At 62.5% G+C, this 23,170-nt stretch carries 20 protein-coding genes; 8 read left to right on the top strand and 12 right to left on the bottom strand.

Annotation, left to right across the window (positions count from 1 at the left end; all coding sequences use genetic code 11):
• Window positions 1-56: 56 nt before the first annotated feature.
• Together BMX27_RS10605 and BMX27_RS10610 are read right to left on the bottom strand one after the other, a co-directional pair.
• A complete protein-coding gene (locus BMX27_RS10605; RefSeq protein ID WP_090159805.1) occupies window positions 57-710 on the bottom strand; it encodes a YiaD family glycine zipper/OmpA-like lipoprotein in 654 nt (217 codons plus the stop codon).
• A 105-nt stretch (window positions 711-815) separates the two neighbouring features.
• Window positions 816-1,658 (bottom strand): methylated-DNA--[protein]-cysteine S-methyltransferase, encoded by an 843-nt coding sequence (locus tag BMX27_RS10610; RefSeq protein ID WP_090159806.1) that lies wholly within the window; start codon window positions 1,656-1,658, stop codon window positions 816-818.
• An 86-nt stretch (window positions 1,659-1,744) separates the two neighbouring features.
• On the opposite strand from BMX27_RS10610, the gene nth reads away from it, so the two are divergent.
• The gene (nth, locus tag BMX27_RS10615) at window positions 1,745-2,389 is read left to right on the top strand and encodes an endonuclease III (protein WP_090159807.1); all 645 of its coding nucleotides are present in this window, start codon (window positions 1,745-1,747) and stop codon (window positions 2,387-2,389) included.
• Here nth and BMX27_RS10620 read toward each other — a convergent pair.
• Complete coding sequence (locus tag BMX27_RS10620) at window positions 2,386-3,084, bottom strand: hypothetical protein (RefSeq protein ID WP_090159808.1); 699 nt, start codon at window positions 3,082-3,084, stop codon at window positions 2,386-2,388. The genes nth and BMX27_RS10620 overlap by 4 nt on opposite strands.
• Before the next feature lie 75 nt (window positions 3,085-3,159).
• Window positions 3,160-3,978 (bottom strand): sulfotransferase family protein, encoded by an 819-nt coding sequence (locus BMX27_RS10625; protein ID WP_090159809.1) that lies wholly within the window; start codon window positions 3,976-3,978, stop codon window positions 3,160-3,162.
• Between the two features lie 152 nt (window positions 3,979-4,130).
• Between BMX27_RS10625 and BMX27_RS10630 the strand changes: the two genes are divergently transcribed.
• Together BMX27_RS10630 and BMX27_RS10635 are read left to right on the top strand one after the other, a co-directional pair.
• Window positions 4,131-5,708 carry a DUF5928 domain-containing protein gene (locus BMX27_RS10630; RefSeq protein ID WP_090159810.1) on the top strand — a complete coding sequence of 526 codons (1,578 nt, stop codon included), beginning with the start codon at window positions 4,131-4,133 and terminating at the stop codon, window positions 5,706-5,708.
• Between the two features lie 8 nt (window positions 5,709-5,716).
• Entirely contained in the window at window positions 5,717-6,079 is a 363-nt protein-coding gene (locus BMX27_RS10635; protein ID WP_090159811.1) for an HIT domain-containing protein, read from the top strand.
• A gap of 58 nt (window positions 6,080-6,137) precedes the next feature.
• Here BMX27_RS10635 and BMX27_RS10640 read toward each other — a convergent pair whose 3' ends face one another.
• Window positions 6,138-7,070 (bottom strand): ABC transporter ATP-binding protein, encoded by a 933-nt coding sequence (locus tag BMX27_RS10640; RefSeq protein WP_090159812.1) that lies wholly within the window; start codon window positions 7,068-7,070, stop codon window positions 6,138-6,140.
• Window positions 7,071-7,153: 83 nt separating this feature from the next.
• On the opposite strand from BMX27_RS10640, the gene BMX27_RS10645 reads away from it, so the two are divergent.
• The 4 genes from BMX27_RS10645 (at window position 7,154) to BMX27_RS10660 (ending at window position 12,243) form a co-directional block, all read left to right on the top strand.
• Entirely contained in the window at window positions 7,154-7,333 is a 180-nt protein-coding gene (locus BMX27_RS10645; protein ID WP_090159813.1) for a zinc-finger domain-containing protein, read from the top strand.
• On the top strand, window positions 7,333-10,137 hold the full coding sequence (gene polA, locus BMX27_RS10650; protein ID WP_090159814.1) for a DNA polymerase I: 2,805 nt from the start codon (window positions 7,333-7,335) through the stop codon (window positions 10,135-10,137). Before BMX27_RS10645 ends, polA begins: the two co-directional genes overlap by 1 nt.
• A gap of 57 nt (window positions 10,138-10,194) precedes the next feature.
• The gene (nhaC, locus tag BMX27_RS10655; RefSeq protein WP_090160008.1) at window positions 10,195-11,685 is read left to right on the top strand and encodes a Na+/H+ antiporter NhaC; all 1,491 of its coding nucleotides are present in this window, start codon (window positions 10,195-10,197) and stop codon (window positions 11,683-11,685) included.
• 78 nt (window positions 11,686-11,763) lie between these two features.
• The gene (locus BMX27_RS10660) at window positions 11,764-12,243 is read left to right on the top strand and encodes a pyridoxamine 5'-phosphate oxidase family protein (RefSeq protein WP_090159815.1); all 480 of its coding nucleotides are present in this window, start codon (window positions 11,764-11,766) and stop codon (window positions 12,241-12,243) included.
• Window positions 12,244-12,311: 68 nt separating this feature from the next.
• Here the strand turns inward: BMX27_RS10660 and BMX27_RS10665 are convergent, their stop codons facing one another.
• The 5 genes from BMX27_RS10665 to BMX27_RS10685 form a co-directional block, all read right to left on the bottom strand.
• Window positions 12,312-12,779 carry an Hsp20 family protein gene (locus BMX27_RS10665; protein WP_090159816.1) on the bottom strand — a complete coding sequence of 156 codons (468 nt, stop codon included), beginning with the start codon at window positions 12,777-12,779 and terminating at the stop codon, window positions 12,312-12,314.
• A 155-nt stretch (window positions 12,780-12,934) separates the two neighbouring features.
• The gene (locus BMX27_RS10670; RefSeq protein WP_256212473.1) at window positions 12,935-13,735 is read right to left on the bottom strand and encodes a trypsin-like serine peptidase; all 801 of its coding nucleotides are present in this window, start codon (window positions 13,733-13,735) and stop codon (window positions 12,935-12,937) included.
• Window positions 13,736-13,796: 61 nt separating this feature from the next.
• Window positions 13,797-15,182 carry a glycolate oxidase subunit GlcF gene (glcF, locus tag BMX27_RS10675; protein ID WP_090159817.1) on the bottom strand — a complete coding sequence of 462 codons (1,386 nt, stop codon included), beginning with the start codon at window positions 15,180-15,182 and terminating at the stop codon, window positions 13,797-13,799.
• A complete protein-coding gene (locus BMX27_RS10680; protein ID WP_090159818.1) occupies window positions 15,182-16,267 on the bottom strand; it encodes an FAD-binding protein in 1,086 nt (361 codons plus the stop codon). Before BMX27_RS10680 ends, glcF begins: the two co-directional genes overlap by 1 nt.
• Before the next feature lie 60 nt (window positions 16,268-16,327).
• A complete protein-coding gene (locus tag BMX27_RS10685; protein WP_090159819.1) occupies window positions 16,328-17,761 on the bottom strand; it encodes an FAD-linked oxidase C-terminal domain-containing protein in 1,434 nt (477 codons plus the stop codon).
• A gap of 110 nt (window positions 17,762-17,871) precedes the next feature.
• On the opposite strand from BMX27_RS10685, the gene BMX27_RS10690 reads away from it, so the two are divergent.
• A complete protein-coding gene (locus BMX27_RS10690) occupies window positions 17,872-18,219 on the top strand; it encodes a hypothetical protein (RefSeq protein WP_090160010.1) in 348 nt (115 codons plus the stop codon).
• Here the strand turns inward: BMX27_RS10690 and BMX27_RS10695 are convergent.
• Window positions 18,216-20,300, bottom strand: coding sequence for a hypothetical protein (locus tag BMX27_RS10695; protein ID WP_090159820.1), 2,085 nt, complete (start codon window positions 20,298-20,300; stop codon window positions 18,216-18,218). The genes BMX27_RS10690 and BMX27_RS10695 overlap by 4 nt on opposite strands.
• Before the next feature lie 76 nt (window positions 20,301-20,376).
• Window positions 20,377-23,142, bottom strand: a complete 2,766-nt coding sequence (locus BMX27_RS10700) for a DUF4159 domain-containing protein (protein WP_090159821.1) — start codon at window positions 23,140-23,142, stop codon at window positions 20,377-20,379.
• Window positions 23,143-23,170 lie beyond the last annotated feature (28 nt).

A 23,170-nucleotide genomic window follows, 5' to 3' on the forward strand; every position in this document is an offset into this window, starting at 1 on the left:
CCGTCTGGCCAGTGACCGCCAACCGAAACGGTTGGCGGTTTTCTGACATATGCCGCTTAGTTCGGAGTGATGACGATCTCGACCCGGCGGTTCTGCTGACGCCCCTCGGGCGAATTGTTCGTCGCAATCGGCTGATCCTCGCCACGGCCGATCGAACGGATCCGCGACGGTGCAACACCTGCGTTGATCAGCACACTGCTGACGGCCTGCGCGCGGCGCTGCGACAGGTCAAAGTTGAATGCGGCCTCGCCGACGTTGTCGGTGTGACCGATCACGTTCACGGTCGAATTCGGATAGGACTGCAGGTTCCGGGCCAGCGCTGTCAGGTCGCCCTGTGCCGCACCGGAAACCGCGATCGAGTTGGTTGCGAACAGGATGTCCTGCGGCAGGGTCACGGTCAGGTTGTTGCCATTGTTGACGATGCCGACGTTGTTGCCCAACTCGCGGCGCAGTTCTTCTTCCTGGCGGTCCAGCAGCGTGCCGATACCAGCGCCAGCGGCGGCGCCAAGTGCAGCACCTGCGAGGGCATTCTGACGCCGCTCGGTTGCATCATCCCCTGCCAAAAGGCCGGCGACGGCACCAGCACCCGCGCCGATCATTGCGGCGTTGCGGGCATTCTGGTTGTCGTTCGGGCCGCCAGTGCCGGCACAGCCAGCTGCCAGCAGCAAGGCTGCGGACGCGGCGGTCATGTTCAAACGTGAAAAAGTCATAGCGTGTTTCCTTCATGCGAATCCCCGACGTTCGGGCATTCAAGATACCTCGCTATATGGCGCAACCGTCGCCGCTATCAAATAGCGGGGGCGAAATTGCGTTTTTCAGGCGGATATCGCGTCAGCCCGCGCGCCTTCGACGGCCAGCAAGGCACGTTTGACCGGCAGCCCCCAGTGATAGCCGCCCAAGCCACCCGATTTGCGCAGCGCCCGGTGGCAGGGAATCAGCAGGCTGACCGGGTTGCGGCCGACAGCCGTGCCGACGGCCCGCACAGCCTTGGGATGGCCAATGCTGCTGGCGATTTCGGAATACGTCGTGACATGACCCGAGGGGATCCGCAGCAATGCCTCCCAGACCTTGATCTGAAACGGTGCGCCGATCATGTGCAAACGCGCGTCCCCGCGTGTGGTCAGCGCAGCGGTCGTCCACGCCGCGATGGTGGCTGCGTCCTCGACATAGTGTGCCGTGGGCCAGCGCGAGGTCAGGTCATCCATGGCGGCCTCTCGACCACTTTCTGCGGCAAACGCCAGACCGCACAATCCCCGGTCCGTCGCCATCGACAGGACGGGCCCGAACGTACTGTCGAACCACCCCCAGCGGATCGTCAGCCCCGCACCGCCACGGGCGAAATTCCCGGGGGTCATCGCCTCCCAGCGCACGAACAGGTCGTGCAGACGGCTGGTGCCGGACAGGCCGACCTCTGCCGCTGTTTCCAACGTGGTGAATCTGTCGCGCAGCAGGTGCCGCGCATGATCCAGCGTCAGGTATTGGTGGTACCGCTTGGGCGACACCCCGACCCACGCGGAAAACAGCCGTTGGAAATGGGCGGGGCTCATGTCCAGCGCAGTGGCGATATCGGCCAGCGATGCGGCCTCGCCCTGCCGTGCGTCGATCTCTGTGATCGCGCGGGCCATGACGTGATAATGATAGCTGTCTTTCTGTTCCATGATCCCAATCTACGGCGCTGCAACATGTCGCGCGACCCGGAACTTGCGCAACTTGCGCAGCCCCCGCCGCCGGGGCATCAAGGGCCATGGCAAAGCAACTCGACTACAACACGATCCGCGAGATTTTTCGCCGGTTTCATGCAGTGGATCCCGAACCCAAGGGCGAACTGGACCACACCAATGCCTATACGCTGGTGGTGGCCGTGGCGCTGTCTGCACAGGCAACCGACAAGGGCGTGAACAAGGCGACCCGCGGGTTGTTCGCCGTCGCCGATACCCCTCAAAAGATGCTGGATCTGGGGCTGGACGGCGTGATGGAACACATCAAGACCATCGGTCTGTTCCGGCAAAAGGCCAAGAACGTCATCAAGCTCAGCCAGATACTCGTCGACGAATATGGCGGAGAGGTTCCCAATTCACGCGCGGCCCTGCAATCACTGCCGGGTGTGGGGCGCAAAACCGCGAATGTCGTGCTGAACATGTGGTGGAGCTATCCCGCCCAGGCCGTCGACACGCATATCTTTCGCATCGGAAACCGCACGGGCATCGCACCGGGCAAGGATGTGGACGCCGTCGAACGCCGGATCGAGGATCACATACCCGCCGACTACCAGCTGCATGCCCATCACTGGATGATCCTGCACGGACGCTACGTCTGTGTCGCGCGCAAACCCAAATGCGCGACCTGCATCATTCATGATCTGTGCCTGTTCGAGGACAAGACCCTCTAGCTGACGGCGCGCAGCCACAGCGCGTCCAGCGCGTCGATCTGCGCGGGATCGAACCGGTATTCTTGTTTCCAGTATTTGCCGCTGGGCACCACGTAGTCCAGACGGGCCTCCATCGCATCGGCTTGTGCGGCCACACTGGCATCAAATGGGGCAGGGGCTGCGGGCAATGCATCTGGTGTGGCGCGGGGAAATATCAGCACGCTGTCCTCCCCCGTAACGGTCACACAGGTGCAACCTTGCCGCGCTGCGTGCACATGCAACCGCGCCGATTTCGCAGGCAAGGACCGCAGCGTCACGTCCGGCCGCAGCGGATCGGCGGTGCCGGTCCCATAGAAATGCGTGGCCCCGCTGGCCGGATAGACCATGTTGCAACCGGCGAATGCCATCAAGCTGGGACGCAAGGCCCCCAACGCCCAGTACCCGGCGGTAAACGCCATGGTCCCTCCAGCATAAACGAAACCGCCATAGGTGTTCTGGACCGGGACATAATCGTCAGCCTGAACACTCTGCTGATCGTGCTGCATGTCGCGCGGACGCCGATCTACGGGGAAATCGGTGGGAAAGATATGAACGTCCCAATCGTCACGCACGCGCCATGCGTTGTTGATCGCCACGATCACATCGAACGGCGCGCGCGCCCAATCAGCTGCTTCGGCCACATCAGGGCCGGACCCCAGGATCAACACACGGGTCATGTCGGGCGGTCCTGTCTTCTTCTGGTCAAAAATATCCTGGGGGGTGCCGCTTGCGGCACGGGGGCAACGCCCCCTCTAGTCGCCCAACTTGGCGTGGACCTCACGCAAATCAATGTCGGACAAAGGCATCTTGTTGTCGGGATTGTCGAAATCGTAACGGAACAGCTGGAAATCCTTTTTGTAGATTTCCCACATCAGATGCATCGACAGGTCGTCAAAATAGTCGGACACCTTGTGCAGCCGCTTGGGGCCGTGGCCTTCGCTTTCGTTGAAACGGGGGATCGCTGCCAGATCGACGGGGTGCCGTGTCTCGATCTGCGACAGCACTTCGGCCATGCCGTCGTTGAACTGTTCGGTCCAGAAAATCTGGTCGTAGGTTCCGCCGTTGTGAATGAAGGTACTGATATGGCCCGACATGGCTGACCAATGAATGTCCGGTTCCATCGGGCGCCGCCAGCGGATGGTGTCACGTGCGAACAGCAAGAACCGGCGGAACGATTTGATCTGGTCGAATTCGAACCCTGTCTCGGGGTCGCCGACCTCGATCCCGTATTTCTGGATCAAAAGCGGCACCAGGTTGCCGCGATAGCGTTTGCCATTGCGCTGGATGCCGCAAATCTTGTCGAAAAATGATGACAGGATTCGGGTGTAGGGATTGCGCACGCAGGTAAAGGCATAGGAACGGTGCGATTTGACGTTGTCCGTGATCAGCGGCTGGCTGTCATCCATCGCCCATTTGTGCAGACCGGCCTGCGCGTCATGGATATCGCCGTCAAAGAACGTGCCATGATCCGAATAGAACATGATCTGCCCGATGGTCGAACAGGCGCATTTGGGCACCACGCGGTAGACCATGCTCTCGCTTTCGGTCATCCATGTTCCGGGAAACCCCATGGGTCACTACCTCGTCGGTTTAAGTCTGGGCCAGTATATGATCCAATAATGTCTTATTGGAGGTATCATGACAAAGAAACCCTGTCTTATGGCCGAGTGTTGTTGATATGAGGACACCTTACAACAGTCGTAAACAGGACATTCTCTGACCGATGGCTACCATCGCCTTTATCCTGCTCTGTCACAAGGACCCGGACGCCATCATCCAGCAGGCCCGGCAACTGACGGCCGTGGGCGATTGCATCGCTATTCATTTCGACGCCCGTGCCCCGCGCGCAAGCTACGACCGCATCCGCGCGGCCCTGGCGGGGAATCCCAACGTGACATTCGCCAAGCGGCGACTGAAATGCGGCTGGGGCGAGTGGAGCCTGGTTGACGCGACCCTGTCCGCGGTCGAGGCGGCGGTCGATGCCTTTCCACGTGCGACGCATTTCTACATGGTGTCCGGCGATTGCCTTGCGATCAAATCGGCGGCCTATGCCCACGCCTTTCTGGACCGCAACGACCGCGACTATATCGAAAGCTTTGATTTCTTTGACAGCGACTGGATCAAGACGGGTTTCAAGCAAGAACGACTGATCTATCGCCACTGGTTCAATGAACGCACGCAGAAGCGGCGGTTCTACTGGAGTTTCTGGACACAGCGCCGCCTGGGCCTGACCCGAAAGGTGCCTGACGACCTGCAAATCATGATCGGCAGCCAATGGTGGTGCCTGCGGCGCCAGACCATCGAGATGATTCTGGATTTCGCACGCCAGCGGCGCGACGTGATGCGGTTCTTTCGGACCACCTGGATTCCGGACGAGACGTTTTTTCAGACACTCGTGCGGCATCTGGTGCCGGGCAAGGAAATCGAGGCGCGCACGCTGACATTCCTGATGTTCACCGACTACGGGATGCCGGTGACATTCTACAACGATCACTTTGATCTGCTGCTCAATCAGGACGCGCTGTTCGCCCGCAAGATCAGTCCCGAGGCGACCGACCTGAAGGCCCGGTTGGGGCGGCTATATGCGTCGGACAGGTCCGATTTCCAGATATCGAACGAAGGACGCAACCTGTTTCGATTCCTGACGGGGCGCGGACGGATTGGCCGCCGGTTCGCAGACCGTTTCTGGGAAACAGAGAGCACGCTGGGCCGCGAACGCGAATTGCTGATCATCGCCTGCAAGAAATGGCACGTCGCCAAACGCCTGCTGGCCGCGATAGAACACAACACCAACATTCCTGCCGTGGCCTATCTGTTCAACGAGGAAAACACCGTGATGCCGGATCTGGGCGGCATTCAGGCCAGCCTCGAAAAACGCACACGTCACAGGCGGGCCCTGATGCGGATGCTGTTCGACTATTACGAAAGCGACCGGATGATCATCTGTCTGGACACATCCAACATCGACCTGATGCAGGATTTCTTTTCCGACCGGTCCACCACCCGCCTGCTGGAAATCCAGTGCGAATTCACCGAGGACTATCTGATCGGCCATGCCAAGCGGGTGGGCCTTGCGGGGGATCAGACCCCGCTGGACGCGATCAACCAGATCCTGCCCACGATCAAGCAGGATGTGACATTCGAAAGCGACCGGATCCGGGACGCCAATTTCAGTCATCTCTACCGGATCAGAGAACGGGCGACACCGATCGAGAATGCGCCGGCGCTTGCCAGTTTCCTGAGCGTGTCGGATGAAGTGGCCAAGACGCTGGCGGAAACGCCCTACCTATTCGTTGATTGAGGACAGACATGGAATTCAGCTACGACGACCAGAACATCTTTGCCCGCATTCTGCGCGGTGAAATCCCCAACAAGACCGTGTTCGAGAATGATCACGCGCTGGCATTTCAAGATATCGAGCCGCAGGCCCCGGTGCATGTGCTGGTGATCCCCAAGGGGCCCTATGTGTCGCTGGATCATTTCGCGGGTGCGGCCACGCCAGAGGAACAGGCGGGTTTCATGCGGGCGGTCGCAGAGGTCTGCCGGATCACGGGCGTCGACGACGGGTTCCGTGCCATCGCCAATGCCCGCACCCACGGCGTGCAGGACGTGCCGCATTTTCATCTGCACATCATTGGTGGCAAACAACTGGGCCGTATGCTGCCCAAATGACGGTCGGCGGCGCTGTTTGACGGGCTACGCCCGCAAAGGCGCCCCGCCCACCGTCCCGTCAGCGGCTGGACGTCAGCGACAGGAACACGTCCTCGAGGTCGGGTTGTTCGGACGTCACATCGCGGATCGTGACGCCTGCATTGCGCACCGTGTCGATGATCTGACCGGCAGGCGTTTTGCTGGATTGGTAGGTAAAGGCCAGCGTACCGTTCGCACGCTTTTCCCCCGTCACGCCATCGGGCAGTGCGGGCAGGTCCGGATGATCCGCGTCGGGGGTGATCACCAGCGTTTTCTGGTCCAGCGTGCCCAGCAGGTTCGCTGTGGTGTCGCGCACGATCATCTCACCGTGGTTGATGATGGCGATTTCGTCACACATCGCTTCGGCTTCTTCGAGGTAATGTGTCGTCAGGATGATCGTCATGCCCTGTTCGTTCAACTGCCGCACGTTCTGCCACAACAGGTTGCGCAGCTCGATATCGACGCCGGCGGTGGGTTCGTCCAGCACAAGGATCTGCGGCGAATGCACCAGCGCCTTGCCCAGCAACAGCCGCCGCCGCATACCACCCGACAGGGACCGGGCATAGGCGTCGGCCTTGTCCGACAGACCGATCAGATCCAGAATTTCGTCCGTGCGGCGCTGCGATCTGGGCACACCGTACAGGCCCGCTTGCACATCCAGCGACCCGCGCGGGGTGAAAAACGGGTCAAGGTTGGGTTCCTGCGGCATGATCCCGATCGACGCCCGCGACTGGCGCGCGTTCACGTCCTGATCGAATCCCCAGATTTTCACCGTGCCTTCGGTTTTCAGGACCAGACCGGCCAGAATGTTGATCAGTGTGGATTTGCCGGCACCGTTCGGACCCAGCAGGCCAAAGATTGACCCCCGCGGAATGGTCAGGTCGATGCCTTTCAGCGCGTCCTTGGCCGCACTGCGCCCTGTGGCGGCATAGGTTTTCCTGAGTCCGGAAATTTCGATGGCATTGTCTGACATGGGTCTTTCACCCTTTGCTGGGCTGGGATAGGTTCGGGGCGATATAAGGCGGGCAGGTCCCGCGACAACGCACAGGCCAGTCCATGACACGTCCCGCACCGGAAACCAAGATCGTCGACCAATGGCGCATTGCATGCGATGGCAGCGGCCCGGGCCTGGGTCATCCGCGGGTCTGGCTGGCGATTCCGCATGACAAAGGCTGGGTCGAATGCGGCTACTGTGACGCGCGGTTCATCCACGAAGAGTTCAAGGACAAGGTCTGATGGCCTTTGGCAAAGGCTGCCACCTGCACCTGATCGACGGCTCTGCGTTCATCTTTCGCGCCTATCACGCACTGCCACCGCTGACGCGCGCCTCTGATGGGTTGCCTGTCGGCGCCGTGTCCGGTTTCGTGAACATGCTGCAACGCTACATCGAGGGGAACACCGGCCCGGATGCGGCGACCCATGTGGCGGTGATTTTCGACAAGGGCAGCCACACGTTCCGCAACGACATGTATGATCAATACAAGGCGAACCGTGAGGCCATGCCAGAGGATCTGCGCCCGCAGATCCCGCTGACCCGTGATGCCACCCGCGCGTTCAACATCGCCTGCGAGGAAATCGAAGGGTTCGAGGCCGACGACATCATCGCGACCCTTGCACATCAGGCCCGCGATGCGGGCGGGCGGGTGACCATCCTGTCGTCGGACAAGGACCTGATGCAGCTGGTCGGTGACGGTGTCGAAATGCTGGACCCGATGAAAAACAAACGCATCGACAGCGACGGCGTGGTGGAAAAATTCGGCGTCGGTCCGAACCGCGTGGTCGATGTGCAGGCGCTGGCCGGCGATTCGGTCGACAACGTGCCGGGCGCACCGGGCATCGGCATCAAGACCGCTGCCTTGCTGATCAATGAATACGGCGATCTGGAAAGCCTTCTGGACCGCGCAGAAGAGATCAAGCAACCAAAGCGCCGCCAGACGCTGATCGACCACCGGGCCCAGATCGAGCTGTCCAAACGCCTTGTGCAGCTCGATTGCGACATGGATCTGCCGTTCACGCTGGACAGTCTCGAAATCCGTGATCCTGATCCCGACACACTCCTGGGGTTCCTCGCACAGATGGAATTCCGCACTGTCACGAAACGCATCGCTGCCTCATTGGGACAAGAGGCCCCCGCGATCGAGGTCGATACCCCGAAGAACGTGGCCCAGCCTGACGATCAGCTGTTTGATGCGGACGCCTATGAATGTGTGCGCGACATGGATGCGCTGCAGGTCTGGATCGACCGGATCTATGAACACGGTCATGTCGCGGTGGACACCGAAACCACCGGGCTGAATGAAATGCGCGCCGACCTCGTCGGCATCAGCCTTTGCGTGACGCCAGGTCAGGCCTGCTATATTCCATTGGCGCACAAGGCCGCGACGCAGGACGACCTGTTCGGGTCCGACGCGCGGGCCGAAGGTCAGATGGACATGGATGCCTGTCTGGCGGCCCTGAAACCGATGCTCGAGGATGATAGCATCCTCAAGATCGGTCAGAACATGAAATACGACGCCAAGGTCTTTGCCCTGTTGGGGGTCGACGTGGCCCCGATCGACGACACGATGCTGCTGTCCTATGCCATGCACGCGGGACTGCATAATCACGGGATGGACGTGCTGTCCGAACGCTATCTGGGGCACATCCCCATCCCGATCAAACCACTGCTGGGCAGTGGCAAATCCGCGATCACATTCGACCGCGTCGGCATCGACGAGGCGGTGAAATACGCGGCAGAGGATGCGGACATCACCCTGCGCCTGTGGCAGCACCTCAAACCGCAGTTGCATGTGAACAAGGTCACCACGGTCTATGAGACGCTGGAGCGCCCGCTGGTGCCGGTGCTGGCGCAGATGGAAATGGCAGGCGTCAAGGTCGACCGCGATACGCTGTCGCGCATGTCCAACGCATTCAGCCAGAAAATGGCGGGGCTGGAGGACGAGATCCAGACTCTTGCAGGGCGCAAGTTCAATGTCGGCTCACCCAAACAATTGGGCGAGGTGATGTTCGATGAGATGGGCCTGTCGCTGCCCGACGGGAAAACCCCGGCCAAGGGCAAGACGGGGGCCTATTCCACCGGGGCTGACGTGCTCGAGGATCTGGCGACGCTGCACGACCTGCCGCGCCTGATCCTGGACTGGCGGCAACTGTCAAAACTGAAATCGACCTATACCGACGCGCTACAGGACCACATCCACCCCGATACGGGCCGGGTGCATACATCCTATTCCATCGCGGGCGCCAACACCGGGCGTCTGGCATCCACGGATCCGAACCTGCAAAACATACCGGTCCGCAGCGAAGAAGGCCGCCGCATCCGCGAGGCCTTCATTGCAGAGGACGGCAAGGTGCTGGTCAGCCTCGACTATTCCCAGATCGAGCTGCGAATCCTCGCCCATGTCGCTGGCATCGAAGAGCTGAAACAGGCCTTTCGCGACGGCGTCGACATCCACGCGCTGACCGCGTCCGAAATGTTCAACGTGCCCCTGGACGAGATGACACCAGAGGTGCGCCGTCAGGCCAAGGCGATCAACTTTGGCGTGATTTACGGCATCAGCGGATTTGGCTTGGCGCGTAATCTGCGCATCCCGCGGGCCGAGGCGCAGGGTTTCATCGACCGCTATTTTGAACGTTTCCCGGGCATCCGCGCCTATATGGACGACACTGTCGCATTCGCCAAAGAGCACGGCTACGTCCGGACACTGTTCGGGCGGCGCATAAACACGCCCGAAATTAATGCAAAGGGGCCGCAGGCCGGCTTTGCAAAACGCGCCGCGATCAACGCCCCGATTCAGGGCACCGCCGCCGACGTCATCCGTCGCGCCATGATCCGTATGCCCGATGCGATCAAGGACTTGCCTGCCAAAATGCTGTTGCAGGTCCACGACGAATTGCTGTTCGAGGTGGATGAAAATGCCGCTGACGCGCTGATCGAAACGGCGCGCGAGGTCATGGAAAATGCGGCCCACCCTGCCGTGCATCTGGACGTCAAACTGTCAGTCGACGGCGGCAAGGGCCTGACCTGGTCCGAAGCGCATTAACTGGACTAATTTGCCAGCGCACTAGGTCAAATAAGATCACAAATGCCGGAGGCCGCGATGAGCGAGACTGCAAGCGACGAAAAAAACCTGCCAAGCCTCGGGCTTGCGCTATTACCCGTTGTCCTGACACTGGGCCTTCTGGCCTTGCAACTGTTCTACTATGGCGACTTTACACCGCATATTCCGCTCATTTTGGGTCTCGCGATCACGGCCCTTTTGGGCAAGTTGCGCGGACAGGGCTGGCCGGACATCCGCGAGGGCGTTTTTCACGTCATTCACGTCTCTATGCCGTCGGTGGCCGTCTTGATCATCGTCGGCATGATCATTGGTGTCTGGATCGCGTCGGGCACGGTGCCGACGTTGATTTATTATGGTCTGACACTCCTCAACCCGTCGATCTTCCTCGCGGCGGCGATGATCCTGTGCGCGGTGGTCTCTGTATCGCTGGGCACCAGTTGGGGCACTGTCGGCACCATCGGTCTGGCACTGATGGGCATCGGTGCCGGGTTCGAGGTGCCTGTCTATTGGACGGCCGGGGCGGTAGTGTCGGGCGCGTTTTTCGGGGACAAAATTTCCCCGCTCTCTGATACGACGAACCTGGCACCTGCCGTGACAGGGGTCACGGTTTTTGATCATATCCAAAACATGCTGCCCACGACCGTGCCTGCGATGCTGATCGCACTCGTAATCTATATCGGGGCGGGATTTCTGCTGATGGGCGATGGCCAGACGTCTTTTGACGCGATCGATGCCATTACCGGCGGTCTCCAGAATGAATTCAGCATCGGCATCGTGCCGCTGCTGCCTGCGCTGATCGTCATCGGACTGGCGCTGACCAAACAACCGCCCCTGCCGTCGCTGTTTTCGGGTGTGCTGGCCGGCGGTCTTGTCGCCATTTTCTGGCAGGGTGAGGGTCTTCATGACGTCTTTACCTACGCACAGTCAGGTTTCTCTATCGATACCGGCGTGTCGGACATCGATAGCCTGCTGAACTCTGGCGGGATTCAATCGATGATGTGGACGATTTCACTGATCCTGATCGCGCTGGGCTTTGGCGGTGCGCTGGAACGCACCGGCTGTCTGGAATCGATCATCAATTCCATCGTTAAACGCGTCAGCAACTTTGGTGCCGTGCAGACCAGCGCCATCGCCACCAGCTTTGCCACGAACGTGGTCGCGGGCGACCCATACATCAGCATCGCGCTGCCGGGTCGGATGTATGCGCCGCTCTATCGCGGGATCGGCTATTCGACGCTGAACCTGTCGCGCGCGGTCGAAGAGGGTGGCACGATGATGTCGCCGCTGATCCCGTGGAATGCGGGTGGTGCATTTGTCATCACGGCGCTTGGTCTGGGTATCATGGACGGCAATATGCAAAACCTGCTGTATATCCCGCTCGCCTTTGCCTGCTGGATGGCACCCATTATCGGCATCTTCTACGCGCTGACGGGGCTGTTCTCACCCAAGGCGACGGATGAGGAACGCCAGACGTGGAAGGAACAGAACGAAGACGTCAAGGACATGAGCGGCCACGCGCTGACGTCCTGATCGATATGTGGGCGGCGGCGGAACTACCGTTGCCGCCCACGCGTTTCGTCACTGAATTTCATACGCAAGGAGATCGTGATGAGTGACGCAAAAGCAGACTTTTGGGACCGGGTCGATGATGTGCAGGCCGGCATGCTGGGCCTGACAGAAAACGGTAAACTGGTGCCCATGTCCCCGACACTGCGCAAGGATCGCGACGGCAAGATCTGGTTCATCGCTGCCGCTGGCGAAGAGTTGGTGAAAAATACGACCAGTGCGAACCAGTCCGCCCGTTTCGTGATCGCCGATGCGAAATCCGGCCTGTATGCCAATATCGAGGGCAAGCTGGAGCAGGTTCAGGACGCCGCCATTCTGGACGAACTCTGGTCATTCGTAGCCGCCGCATGGTTCGAAGACGGCAAGCAAGACGACGATGTGCGTCTGCTCTGCCTGACCCCAACGATCGCAGGTTGCTGGTTCAGCACAACAAATCCGCTCAAATTCTTTTACGAGATCGGCAAGGCGAACGTCACGGGCGCAGAACCCGACCAAGGCTATCAGGCCGATCTGACGTTCTAAGACGGGCAAGTCGAGACACAAAAAAGGCGGGCCGCAATGGCCCGCCTTTCCTCATCCACGGTCAGTGATTAATTGACCGATTTTGCATCCAGCACGTCAGCATCGCGCGGGGCGGTTGTCTCAATTGCAATGCGGCGCGGCTTCAGCGCCTCTGGCACTTCACGCACCAGATCGATGTGCAGCATGCCATCCACATGGCTGGCACCCGTCACACGGACATGGTCGGCCAGGTGAAAGCGGCGATCAAAAGCGCGGGTTGCAATGCCCCGGTGCAGATATTTGCGCGACTTGTCGTCATCAGCCTTGCGGCCGGTCACGACCAGATTGCGATCGTTGACCTCGATCGACAGGTCGCGGTCCGAAAATCCGGCAACCGCGATGGAAATGCGCCACGCGTCGTCGTCGGTCTTTTCGATATTGTAGGGGGGATAGGTCTGACTGCCCACGTCAGAGGCAAGCGCCCGATCCATCAGTTCCGCGAGCTGGTCAAAGCCGACGGTCGCGCGATAAAGGGGGGTAAGGTCGAAATTTCGCATGTCAGGTCATCCTTTTGTGCAAGCGATAACGATGTCTGGCCGCCCCGTTCGGGCCCGGCCATTGGTTTGTGCCACGACCCTGATAGGCATCGTGGTGCATCATATTTGGGAAACAGATGCCCCGCGTTCAAGAGTGCGGGCTGTCGAAACGGTCCTCAGGGACGGACGAATTTCGCACCCGTGCCGTCGCGGGTGCCGACACCGATGGTGCGTGCGACAGGCACGGGCAGCGCGCCGACCCCACGCGCATGCACGTCCAGCAAACGCGCCAGCGGGTCCGCCAGCGATGTGCCCAGTGAAACGTCGCGCGCGCCGGAACGCCCCTTGGCCGAGATGACGGATACGATGCGGGGCGTGCCGCCGTTCATCCAGAACACAGGCGATCCGCTGGCCCCGAAATCGGCGGAACAGGTCATCACCACGATCCCGCCTTGCCGGTCCAGAACCTCGCAGACCTCTTGCAGGCTGGGCACATTGGCGCGACCGTTGGCATAGGACACCACGCCGACCTGCGCGCCCGCTTGCGGTTCGGTGGCCAGCGTGAACGGCGTCACACGCCCCTGCCGGATCGGACGGTCCAGTTCCAGCACCGCAATATCGACCGCGACCGCATCATTCTGCGGCCGTTCGGATCGGTGAACGTAGTCGGGGTGAGGGGTGACGCGCAAAACGCCGCGCGTCGCTTCGGCCCGTCCATCGCGCAAGCCTGCCAAAAAGGTGAAACGCTCTGCGGCAATCGGGCTGCCGTCGCTGTCATACAGACAATGCGCCGCTGTCAGGATCAGCTTTTCCTCGATCAACGAGGCCGTGCAGAAACCGCCGCGATCCACGTCCAGCCGGCCGACCGCCTCCCAACCGCGTCCGGTGTCGGATGTTTCCAGCGCCATCAGGCTGGTATCCTGCGCAGACAGCGGTGATGCCAGCAGGAACAGGATCAGGGGCAGGGTCAGGCGCAACGGTCGGTCCTTTCGGTTGCCGGGAATCGTGGCACCCGCGCATGGCGACACTATGACCAGATCAGCGCAGCTTTGGCACCACCGGCGTGGCCGGGTCCCGCAAAAGCGCGGGCGGCTGTGGCCCGCCGGTCGCCCAGTCCAGTAATTCGACCGTGTGCACGATGGGCGCTCCAGCCGCCGTCCCGATCTGCATCATGCAGCCGATGTTGCCTGCCGCCACGATATCGGGCTGCAATGCCGACAGGGTGGCGACCTTGCGCTGCTTGAGCTGCCCCGCGATCTCGGGCTGCATCAGGTTATAGGTCCCCGCCGATCCACAGCACAGGTGACTGTCGGCGGGTTCCAGCACGGTGAAGCCTGCACGTTTCAGCAGTGTCTTGGGTGCCGCCTTGATCTGCTGGCCGTGTTGCAGGGAACAGGCCGCGTGATAGGCGACGCGCAGCCCGGTCCCGGCGGCGGTGGACTGTGCAGGCAGACGTGCTGCATCGGTTCCCGCGATCGCGCCCTTGGCCACGTTCAGGTCCAGATGCGGGCTGTCGGCGGGCAGCAGGTCCAGCAATACCTCGCTTACGTCGCGCGCCAGCGCCGAGACGCGCGCCGCATCCTCTGCCAGCGCATCATTGCGGAACATATGCCCGTAATCCTTGACCGTGGTCCCACAGCCAGAGGTGTTCACGATGATTGCATCCAGATCACCCAATGCGGTCCAGGCACGGATATTGCGCGCAGCAGAGGCGTGGGATTCATCCTCTTTGCCCATGTGATGCGTCAGCGCCCCGCAACAGCCCTGACCGTCGGCGATCACCACCTCGGCCCCCAGCCGCGTCAGCAGCCGGATCGTCGCGTCATTGATGTCGGTATTCAGCGCCCGCTGGGCACAGCCTGTCATCAAGGCGACCCGCATTCTGGGTTCCGCCACGGCAAAGGTCTGCGGATCGTCGTTGCGGCTGACAGGCGGGATCACGTCAGGGGCCATCCGCAACATCGCGCGCAGACGCGGATCAGGCATGAACCGCGCAAAGGGCCGCGCGATCTTGGCCCCCAGCAGCGCCAGTCGGAAACGCCCCGGATAGGGCAGCACCCGCGCAAGGACCCAGCGCAACGCGCGGTCCGACAATGGGCGTTTGTAGTTGGCATTGATATAGGCACGCGCATGATCGACCAGATGCATGTAGTGCACGCCCGATGGACAGGTGGTCATGCAGGCAAGGCACGACAGGCAGCGGTCGATGTGCTTGACAGTCGTGGCATCGGGGACACGTTCGTTTTCCAGCATGTCCTTGATCAGGTAGATACGCCCGCGCGGGCTGTCCAGTTCATCCCCCAGCACCTGATAGGTCGGACAGGTCGCAGTGCAAAACCCGCAGTGCACGCAGGCGCGCAGGATCTGGTTGGACCGCGCCGTGGCCGGATCACGCAGCTGCGTGGGGGTAAAGGTCGTCTGCATCAGCCCATCACTCCGGGGTTGAGGATTCCGCGTGGATCGAATTTGGCCCGCAGGCCCGCGCTGATCGCCGCCAGCGGTGCAGGTTGCGGCTGGAACCGGGGCAGCGGGCCAAAGTCGCCCTTGATCCCCGTTGCATGGCCGCCGATGTCGGCGCAGATCGCCTGCGCCTGTGCCAACAGCGCCGCCTCCGCGCCGCCCAGCCAGATCAGACCACCGCTCCAATCCAGTTGCACCCTGTCCATGCCGTCCATCCGCGACAACAGCGCAGCCGCCTGCGATGGTCGCACCGACACGCGCACGACAAAGGGACAATCGCCCAAGGCGGTCACGTCGCGTAAATCCGCCCAGGGATCGGCACCGTCATCAAGATGCAGCAAATCGCGCAACTGTGCCGCGCGATAACCGACGCTGTCATCAAATCCTTCGACCCTTACATGGACGCGAAACCCGTCACCGTCCTGCGCAGCGGCGGCACCCGTGACATCATAGGGCGATCCCAGCGCGTCCGACAGGATCCTGACAGCCGCCGCCGCATCAGGCACCACCGTGGTCAGCGTCGCGACCCGTTCAGGCAGTGGCAACACCTTCAGCGACACTTCGGTCAGCACGCCCAACGTGCCGTAGCTGCCCGCCAGCAGCTTGACCAGATCATAGCCCGTGACGTTCTTCATCACGCGACCGCCGTTTTTCACCACGGTGCCGGACCCATCGACAAACCGCACGCCCAGCAGATGATCGCGGCACGCGCCCACCTGTATCCGGCGTGGACCCGACGCATTGGTCGCCACCACACCGCCAATGGTTGGCACGCCCGCCGTCCCCAGCAACGCACGATGATCCATCGGCTCGAACGCCAGTTGTTGCCGCTCTGCCGCAAGGGCTGTCTCGATCTCGGTCATCGGTGTGCCGGCCTTGGCCACCAGCGTCAGCGCACCGGGTTCATACAGCGTTATCCCCGACAGTCCCGCGACAGGCAGTGTCTCATCGACCCCGCCCTGCGCGCGCGTTCCACCACCGCGCACGGCCACCGGCCCTTTCGCTGCCCGCACAAAATCAGCAACATCATCTTCGGTTTGCAGGGTCATAGGTCTTCTTCTGGTCAGAAATATGCCGGAGGTTTGGAGGCAGCGCCTCCAAGGCGGCCCTCAGGCCGCCCGGTGCGTGGCACTCGCATCAAGGGGAAAAACCTTGGCCGCGTTCAACAGCCACTTGGGGTCAAACACATCCTTCACAGCCATCTGCGCTGTCAGATCCGCAGGATCGAACTGCACCGCCATCAGGTCGCGTTTCTCGATGCCGACGCCATGTTCGCCCGTCAGACAGCCGCCGACCTCGACACAGAGTTTCAGGATCGCGGCACCCAGTGCCTCGCACAGTTCCAGCTGGCCGGGGGTATTGGCGTCATACAGGATCAACGGATGCATGTTGCCATCGCCGGCGTGGAACACGTTGGCGACGTCCAGCCCGTATTCTTGCGACAGTGCGCCGATCCGGTCCAGCACGCGCGGCAGTTCCGTGACCGGAATCGTCCCGTCCAGGCACATGTAGTCGTTGATCTGCCCCATCGCGCCGAACGCGGATTTGCGCCCCAGCCAGATGCGGGCGGCCTCGTCCGCATCGCGGGCCTCGCGCACCTCTACCGGGTCATGGCGCTGGGCGATCGCACTGATCAGCCCCAGCTGATGGTCGATCTCGGCGTCCGACCCTTCGACCTCGACGATCAGCAATGCCTCGCAATCGGGATAGCCTGCTTTGGCAAAGGCCTCGCAGGCGACGATGCAGGGGCGGTCCATGAATTCGATCGCGACGGGCAGCACGCCCGCCTTGATGATGTCGGACACGCAGGCCCCCGCGACGGCGTTGCTGTCAAATCCGATCAGCACGGGGCGGGCGCCCTCCGGCTTGGCCAGAATGCGGAGGGTTGCCTCGGTCACGACACCCAGCTGGCCCTCGGATCCGCAGATGACCCCCAGCAGATCCAGTTCGCCCGCATCCAGATGCCCGCCGCCCAGTTCCACGACGGTGCCGTCCATCAACACCAGCGTCACGCCCAGCAGGTTGTTGGTCGTCACCCCGTATTTCAGGCAATGCGCCCCGCCGGAATTCATCGCCACGTTGCCCGCAATCGCGCAGGCCAGCTGGCTGCTGGGGTCTGGCGCGTAGAAAAATCCGTCTTCCGCGACAGCGCCGGTGACGCTCAGGTTCGTGCGGCCCGACTGCACGCGAATGATCCGGTCGGCATAATCGGTTTCCAGCACTGCGTTCAGCCGCGCCACGCCCAGCACAACCGAATCCGCCGTCGGCATGGCCCCACCGGCCAGCGATGTGCCGGACCCGCGCGGCACCACGGGCACGTTCATCTCGTGACAGATGCGCAGCACGTCCGAGACCTCTGCCGTGGTGGCCGGCAACACCGCAAGCATCGGCGGGCATTTGTAGGCTGACAGCCCGTCGCATTCATAGGCGCGGGTTTCCGCCAGATCGTCGATCACGGCGTCGGCAGGCAAAACGGCGCGCAGGCGCGCGGCAAGCGCAGCCTTCAGCGCCATGATCCTGGCGTCGGGTGTAGGCATGTGCATGATGATCTCCTCTTGGACAAACCCTAAGGCACGACGCACGTCCCTGACAAGCGCGCCTGCATCATCTAACCTGCGGCCAACCGCCCCGACACAGGACCGCCCCTTTGCGCATGACCACGCTTTTGATCCTTGGCATCGCGACTCCCGCGCTGGCCGACGCCCCAGTCGTCACCGCAGCGCAGGTCGCACGTGACGGACCCGCCTGGCGTTTCGATGTGACCCTGTCCCATCCCGATACGGGTTGGGATCACTATGCCGACGGCTGGCGAGTCGAGGATGCGGATGGCACAATCCTTGGCACCCGAGCGTTGCTGCACCCTCACGTCAACGAACAGCCCTTTACCCGGTCACTTGGCAATGTCGCCGTTCCGACGAATTTGTCAGTGGTCTTTATCCGCACGAAATGCGCGGTCGACGGCTGGTCCAAGGATACGGTTTCAGTCGCCCTGCCGGACTAGGTCTTGCGCCGTTTGGTGCCGCGTCCTTCCAGCAGCCAGGCTCCGATCACCAACAGCGCCGCCAGGATCAGGAATGCCCAGGCGGGCAGGATCGGCGCGATGGAAATATCGGCCGTGCGGTAGGCCTCGCGCGGGGTGATGCCCAGCCAGCCGCGTCCCGCAGCCGGGCGACTTGCCCGCACACTGCGAATGTCGATATCGCCGTCAGAAACCAGCACCGTGCCGCCGTTGGTGGCGCTGATGGTCTCGTCCAGCACGTCGCCGGTGGCGATGGTCTGCTCGAATTCACGCGGTGCCGCCGGCCCCAGCGCGATCACGGTGTCCAGCGTGCCGTCCGTCAAACGATAAAGCCCGGTTTCCGGTGCGTCCCACAGGGTCTCGAACCGTCCGGGGCTGACCTGGTCCAGCGTCAGCGTCACCTCTGACCCATCCGGTCCAGTCACAACGACGTCGCCGGGTGCATCTTCGAGCGTGCGCCGGATGATGCGCATGGTCTGGCCGGAGGGTTCGACCCAGAGGGATTCTTCTTCCAGCTCGGGCTCTTTCATCATCCAGTGGGCAAGGCGGCGCAACAGTTCGGCCTGCGGACCGCCGCCTTCGTAGCCACGATCCCACAGCCAGCTCTGATCGCTTGCCAGCAGCGCCACGCGCCCCTCGCCGATCCGGTCCAGCGTCAGCAGCGGGCGGTCGTCCAGCCCGGTCATCAGCACCTCGGCGCCCTCGGGCACGGTGGTATCCACCAGCCGGAACCAACGCCCCCAACCGGGACCGTCGCCGTCGGTGCCGGGTGACATCGCTTCCAGCCCGGCGGTCACCGGGTGCCGGTCGCCCAGGTCGGTGACCTGCGGCACATAGCCTTCCTCAAAGACCCGCGCCGTCGGCGCACCGGGCAAGACCGTCTGCAAGGGCGAACGAAAGATACTGTCGACGCTGCCGTATTCCGGACCAGAGGACACCAGCACGGCACCGCCCTCGCGCACGTAATTGGCTATGTTTTCCAGATACAGGGACGGCAGGATGCCCCGCCGGCGATAGCGGTCAAAAACGATTAGGTCGAAATCCGCGATCTTCTCCATGAACAATTCGCGCGTGGGAAAGGCGATCAACGACAACTCATCTACCGGCACGCCGTCCTGCTTTTCCGGCGGGCGCAGAATGGTGAAATGTACCAGATCGACGCTGGCATCCGCCTTGAGCAGGTTGCGCCAGGTGCGTTCACCCGCATGCGGTTCGCCGCTGACAAGCAGGACGCGCAACCGGTCGCGGACACCGTTGATCTGGACAACAGCGGCGTTGTTGCGATCCGTCAATTCGCCATCCACCGTTGGCGTCTGGAACTGGAGAACATTCATCCCGCCATGCGGCAGGTTGACGGGCAATTCGATGTCGCGCCCGATCGGCACTTCAAAGGGCAAGGGCGCGCCACCATCAATGCTGATGTTCAGCGGCACCGACACGACACCCTGGGGGGCGGCCCCCTGATCTTCGATCCGCACGGTCAGCGTCACGGGTTCGCCCAGAATGGCAAAGGCCGGTGCATTGGCCACGACCAGACGCCGGTCCCAGTCGTCGGGCTGGCCCGTCACCAGCGCGTGCAGCGGCGCAGGCAGCGGCGGGGTGCGGTCCAGGTCGTGCACACGCCCGTCCGTAATCATCAAGATGCCGGCAATGCGGCCCTGGGGCTCTTCGGCCAGTGCTTCGGCCAGTGCGGTCATGGCCTGCGTGCCCGCGTCGCCCTCACCGTCGCCGACGGTCACGATCCGCAGTTCGGTGTTTTCCATACCGGCAATCTCGGCCTGCACATTCGCGATGGCCGCAGCCGTCTGGTCCGGTCTGTCGCTGATCCGCTGGCTCGCACTCTCGTCCACGACCAACATCACGATATCGGCCAGCGGCACCCGGTCCTCTTGGCTAAGTGCGGGGTTCAGCAATGCGCCCAGCAGGGCAAGCCCCGCCAGACCGCGCAACCACCAACCGGGCAGGCGCCGCCAGACTGCCAACAGCACGGCCGCCAGTACCAGCGCGCCGACACCATAAATCGCCACAATCGGCAACAGTGGATCAAGGACAACGCTCTGCATTAATCCACCCTGCTTCTTCTGGTCAAAAATATCCCCGCCGGAGGCATCCTGCCCTCACAACACATGCGCCAGTTGTTCATTGTCCCAACCTTTCCAACAGGTTGGGCACATGAACCTGGTCGGATTTATAGTTGCCGGTCAGCACATGCATGATCAGGTTCACGCCAAACCGATAGGCATATTCGCGCTGTGTGTCGCCCGCGCTGCCACGGCCCACGGGGAACATCGTATCACCGAACTGGTCCACGGCCCAGGCCCGTGCCCAGTCGTTGCCACCGATCACGACGGGCGTCACACCGTCGTTGAGGTTGCGAAACGGCATGCCCTCGGCCTGTTCGGCGTCCGGGGGGGCAGCCTCGACCCAGACATCGCGACTGGCGGTGCGACCGGGAAAATCCTGGATCAGGTAGAATGTCCGCGTCAGCACGTGATCGTCCGGGATCGGTTCCAGCGCGGGAATATCCAGCGACATGGCGATGGACTGCAATTGCCGCCCCTCGGGGCTGGATGACCCGAAACGTGCCGTATCCGCGTCGCGGGTGTCGAACAGGATCATCCCGCCGGACCGCAGATAGCGGTTCAACTTGGCGTAGGCCTCGAGCGAGGGGAGCGCCTGGCCGGGTGTCATCGGCCAATAGAGGAACGGAAAGAATGCAAGCTCGTCCGTCTCGATGTTCAGGGCTGTCGGTGCGACAGGCTCGATCGAGGTGCGGCGGAACAGGACGTCGGACAATCCCCGCAATCCGGCCTCCGATACCTCGTCGATCCGCGGATCGCCCGTCGTGACATAGGCCAGGGACACGGCCTGCGTCGCCGCGATGGCAAATTCATCGGCATCCTGTGCGCGCGAATTCTGCGGGGTGGCGATCATCAGTGCCAGCAACACGGCGGCGGCCACATCGGCGCGCGGTCCGCGCAAACGGCTGCCCACAGCCAGCGAGGCGATCACGTCAATCGCCAAGAGCGCGAGTGCCGCGGCGATCAGCCAGCCCTTCAGAGGCAATTCCTGCGAGATATCCAACCCTTCGACGGGGATACGGGGGGGCCACTGCGCCGTGGCCAGCGTTGTATCCGCATCTGCCACATTCACCGCGATCTGCGTTTCGTCAAATGCGTATAACCCCGGCGCCAGATCAGGCCCGACGGTGCCTGCGGCGAGTGCCTCTCCGGGCACACCGGCCTCGGTCGTGGCATCCGTCAACTGGCCAAAGGCGTCAAGCCGTGCCTGCGGCAGCCACACAGTGCCCTCCAGCGCCGCAGCCTCGGGTGTGGCGGGACGCGTAGAAACCGCCAGACGTTCCAGCATCTGTACGAAAAGACCCGACAACGGCAATGACGACCATTCGGCATTTGCCGTGACATGCATCAAGACGACCTGACCTTGTCCCAGCGCCTTGCGCGTGACCAGTGGGGTGCCATCCGCCAGCCCTGCGATCACGCGGTCGGCCAGTGTCGGGTCGGGTTGTGCCACGACCTGCGCCGTCACGCTCACGTCTTGCGGGATGGCGAGGCCGAAAAAGGGTGATCCCTCGGGAAAGGGGGCTAGCGCCTTTGGTTCGCCCCAGCTCATGGCCCCGCCGATGCTGCGTCCACCGGCCCGCAGCCGCACGGGCAGCAGCGGGTCCTCGGTCATGCGGCCCACGTCGGATGCGGCCAGCCGTGGTCCGGCAAAGCGCAGCAGCAATCCGCCGTTTTCCACCCATGTCGCGATGTCGTCTGCCTCTGATGCAGACAGGTTCGCCACATCGGCCAACACGATCACGTCCGGGTTGGCCAGCAGGACATCCTCCAGCGTGCCGTCGATCAGGTCCGCTGTCGGTTCCAGCGCTTCGCGCAGGTAGTACAGCGGCGACAGCAGGTCGAGGCCTTCGGCCTCGCCGCCGCCGGCAATCAGCGCGACCTCGCGGCGGCGCAGGGCGTCGTCGGTCAGCGTCACGGCACCGGCAGACCGCACGCCTGTCACCGCAAACCGCGTGACGCGATTGCGCAGCTCTGCCGGCAGGGACAAAAGTGTTTCGCCCACGCCTTCGCCTGGAGCAATCTCCATGTTCACGGTGGCAAGGACGCGTTCGGTGCCGGCGGGGTCCAGCCCGATGGCCTGCACCGGCACGCTCAGCGGCAGGCCGACCGGCGTGCGTGCGGCAGACAGCGCGATATTGCCGTCGGCAAATGTGGCAGGCCGCAGTGCTATGGTGGTGCGCGGCGTCTGCACCACGCGCACCGTGCCGCGCGCCTCGAACGCGGCCAGCATGTCGCTGCGTGTGTCACGTGCCAGACTGTCGGACAGCCAAAGGGTGTCAAAGCTGCCGTCCAGCGTCTGCGCAAGCTCTGCAAGAGCCTCTGCATCAGGTTCCCATGGCGCGGGTTGCAGGTTGGGCAAGGTCTGCGCCACGGCTTGCGCCGGTTGGAAATCGGGCATTTGTGCGGGCGGTGCGGTCAGCGTCATCACGGCGGCAGGCCTGCCTGACCGGGCTGCGTCGTCCAATGCGATCCGTGCACGGTCGATCCGCGCGGGCCAGTCGCGTGCGTCGGCCCATGTGCCGTCCAGAACCACCAGCAGCGGACCGTCGCCGCCCTGATCGTCCTGGGGGTTCAGAACGGGGCCCGCAAAGCCCAGGATGATCGCGGCAACGGCCAGCAATCGCAGCAGCAGCAGCCACCAGGGCGTACGGTCGGACTGTGCATCCTTGTCGGTCAGTCCCAGCAGAAGAGCGACACCGGGAAACCTGCGCCGCACGGGCGCTGGTGGGACGGCGCGGAGCAACACCCAAAGGATCGGCAATGCGATCAACCCCAGCAGCAGCCAGGGCGCAGTGAAGGCGAGGGGGCCAATGCTAAACATAAGTGAAATCCCGGGGGCGCTGCCCCCG

The organism is Loktanella sp. DSM 29012, from assembly GCF_900110705.1.
Taxonomy (GTDB): domain Bacteria; phylum Pseudomonadota; class Alphaproteobacteria; order Rhodobacterales; family Rhodobacteraceae; genus Loktanella; species Loktanella gaetbuli.